This window comes from Pseudomonas sp. EU05-FHT14B02 (assembly GCF_058791055.1).
Genome location: NZ_JBYTDD010000058.1, coordinates 1 through 3,146 on the forward strand (window position 1 = coordinate 1; position 3,146 = coordinate 3,146).

The following is a 3,146-nucleotide window of genomic DNA, read 5'->3' on the forward strand; positions in this document are numbered from 1 at the left end:
GGGTTTCGAGAGGAACACCAATGTGCACGTCAAATCTCCTGCGTGATCTTATTGAGTAAACCCATGCACTACGGATGAATGGGGCGGCAGGGACGTCCTGTCAGCACGACTCCGCCAAGTCGAAACGATCAATCATTTGAACACTGGCAAAAGTCGATTCGTTTCGTGCCTGGTCGAGCGCTGTCAGTGGTTTAGTTGATGACTGCTGCGTAGTCGCGAGCGTTGCCGGTTTGCGACTCATTTCAGAGCCGGAACGCTCGTCGCTTGGTGGAACACCAAAGTACTCGCGATAGCACTTGGAAAAGTGTGGTGTGGACACGAAACCGCATACATACGCCAGCTCAATGATCGACAATGATGTTTGCTTAAGCAGTTGTCGCGCTCGAACAAGACGTAACCTTAAGTAGTAGCGTGACGGTGTACAGTGAAGGTATTTCTGAAATAGCCGTTCCAGCTGTCGACGTGACAGATCAACGTATTCTGCAAGGTTATCCAGGTCGATCGGTTCCTCGAGATTGGCCTCCATCAACGCGACGATCTCCTGCAGCTTAGGCTGATGAGTTCCCAGCACATGCCTGAGCGGAACCCGCTGATGGTCCTGTTCGTTGCGTATGCGCTCGTAAACAAACATCTCAGAGATGGCTGCGGATAATTCACGACCATGATCGCGACCAATCAGGTGCAGCATCATGTCCAGTGGCGCTGTTCCCCCGGAGCTCGTGAATCGGTTTCGGTCCAGGGTGAAGAGACTCGCGCTGATGCTGACTCGTGGGAAAGCCTCCTGCATGGCGGCCAAAAATTCCCAATGCACGCTGCACTCGTAGCCGTCGAGCAGCCCGGCTTTGGCGAGCGCCCAGCTTCCGGTACACACACCTCCCAACCGTCTGGATTGACGCGCCAAGGCTTGCAACCAGGTGATGTGCTCGCGGGTAATCACGTTCTGGATTCCAACACCACCGCACACGATTACAGTGTCCGCCACTAATGGATTGTTCCACGAAGCATCCGGAGTGATCGGAACGCCGTCACTGGCCCAGACAGGCCCTCCATCGGGGCTGAACGTATGCCAGCGATATAGCTCTCGTCCCGACAACTGATTGGCCATGCGCAGTGGCTCTACTGCGGACGCCAGGGAAATCAGTGTGAATTTATCCAGCAGCAGAAAACCAACGGATTGAGTCGTACCGTCGGACACGGTGGAGTTCGATGACATCGTGGTCATGTCCTCACAAAGAGCGATTACGGCCTGAGACACAGGAGCTGGTAATACTCCCTAGCCTTGGCGTAGGGAGTAGCTTTGGCGCAAATACCTCCTTGGTTTATCCCACTGACGTCACCCTCGCAGCCTGCACAGGGTGACGGGACGTCACAAGGCCGATGAAGGAAATCGCCAGCGCCAGCCCAATGGTTGTGCTGACTTCGGTACGGTGTTCCGGGGTGATCATCATGACTGCCAGCGCTGCGCAAATGAACACAATCACCAGCCACGTCAGCCATGGAAACAGCCACATGCGAAAGGTCAGCTCAATGTTTTGCCGACGCAACATCCGGCGCATGCGCAGTTGCGACACCGCAATGGCCAGGTACACCAGCAAGGCAATCGCGCCGGAGCTGGCCAGCAGGAAGTTAAACAGCCCGGCGGGCATGAAGTAGCTCCACACGGTGATCGCCGCGCCCAGCACGGTGCTGGCGATGACTGCTGCACGCGGCACGCCCTCGGAGGAGGTCACCTTCAGCGCCTTCGGCGCATCGCCACGACGGCCCAGCGAGTACAGCATGCGCGAAGCAATGTAGATCGAGGAGTTCATGCAACTGGCCACGGCGATCAGCACCACCACGTCCACCATGAACTTGGCGTGGGGAATGTTCATGATCTCCAGTGCCCGCTGGTAGGAGCCTACCTGGGCGAGCAGCGGGTCGTTCCAGGGCACCACGGAGATGACCACGAAAATCGACAGCAGGTAGAACACGCCGATGCGCCAAATCACCGAACGCGTGGCCTTGGCAATGTTCTGCGAGGGATTATCGGATTCGGCGGCGGCGATGGTGACCGCTTCAGTACCAATGAAACTGAACATGATGGTGATGAAAGCGCCGACTACCGCCGACAGGCCGTTGGGGGCAAATCCGCCATGCTCGGCCATCAGGCCGCTCAAGCCGCTGACCTCCCGTTCGGGCACCCAGCCCATCAACACGGCAAAACCCACGCCGATGAAACCGATGATCGCCACCACCTTGGCCATGGCGAACCAGAATTCGAATTCGCCGTACTTGGAGACACTGAACAGATTGGTGATCACCAACGCAATGATCGACACCAGGGCGAACAGCCAGGCATCGATCTGGGGAAACCACTGGTTCAACACATGGCCGGCGGCCAGTGCTTCGATAGGGATCACCAGTACCCAGAACCACCAGTACAGCCAACCGATGGTGAAGCCTGCCCAACGACCTATTGCCTGGTCGGCATAGGTGGAGAACGAGCCTGTGTCCGGGTTGGCCACCGCCATTTCACCGAGCATACGCATGACCAGAACGACAAGCAGGCCTGAGAATAGGTACGCCAGCAGGACGGTCGGGCCAGCAGCTGCAATGGCATGTCCTGAGCCAACGAATAAACCGGCGCCGATAATTCCGGCGATTGACAGCATTGTTACGTGACGAGGCTTGAAGCCCTGTGCCAATTGGCCATTCGAATCCTTGGAGCTCGGGCTAATCATCGGGTTTTTTTTCTCTGCTGATCGACATTTAAGCGAATTGATGGGGGCAACGGATCATCATCGTTTCCTGCTGCCGCTTCCTGAAAGTGGCACCCTTCAAACGCTGCCGTAGTTATCAAACCCATCGTCGCGATGTGGTTATTTCCATGAAAAGAGGCGCCACCTTACCCGGCTTGTCCGATAATTCAGTTACCTGTTCACGCCACCTCCTTGCCTGATATCGACACGTGCCTGTTTAACGTTCACAGCGAAAACCAATAGGTCACGAATTGGTCGGGTGGGATTATTTTGTTTTTTGAGGATTCTGCTAAAGCAGCAACGAAGGGGGATTGCAGATTCCCAAACCCCACTGCAGGTTGTTGTAGTTGGACAGGAAGCCTGAATATTGCTCCTTCTCCGTCACTTTCGAGGTGCAGCCGCCTAGCA

General features: G+C 56.0%; 2 protein-coding genes and 1 pseudogene. All 3 read right to left on the reverse strand.

From position 1 onward, the window contains the following. Window positions 1-100: 100 nt before the first annotated feature. Window positions 101-1,213 (reverse strand): choline metabolism transcriptional regulator GbdR, encoded by a 1,113-nt coding sequence (gene gbdR, locus AC3WTM_RS29425; protein WP_371918649.1) that lies wholly within the window; start codon window positions 1,211-1,213, stop codon window positions 101-103. A gap of 106 nt (window positions 1,214-1,319) precedes the next feature. Continuing rightward, window positions 1,320-2,720, reverse strand: coding sequence for a GABA permease (gene gabP / locus AC3WTM_RS29430; RefSeq protein ID WP_102672907.1), 1,401 nt, complete (start codon window positions 2,718-2,720; stop codon window positions 1,320-1,322). A gap of 349 nt (window positions 2,721-3,069) precedes the next feature. After that, window positions 3,070-3,146: pseudogene (locus tag AC3WTM_RS29435) on the reverse strand (DUF3313 domain-containing protein); the annotation flags it as partial.

Coding starts and splice junctions, on each gene's coding strand:
- gbdR (WP_371918649.1), bottom strand. CDS start 1,213: ATGTCATCGAACTCCACCGTGTCCGACGGTACGACTCAATCCGTTGGT.
- gabP (WP_102672907.1), bottom strand. CDS start 2,720: ATGATTAGCCCGAGCTCCAAGGATTCGAATGGCCAATTGGCACAGGGC.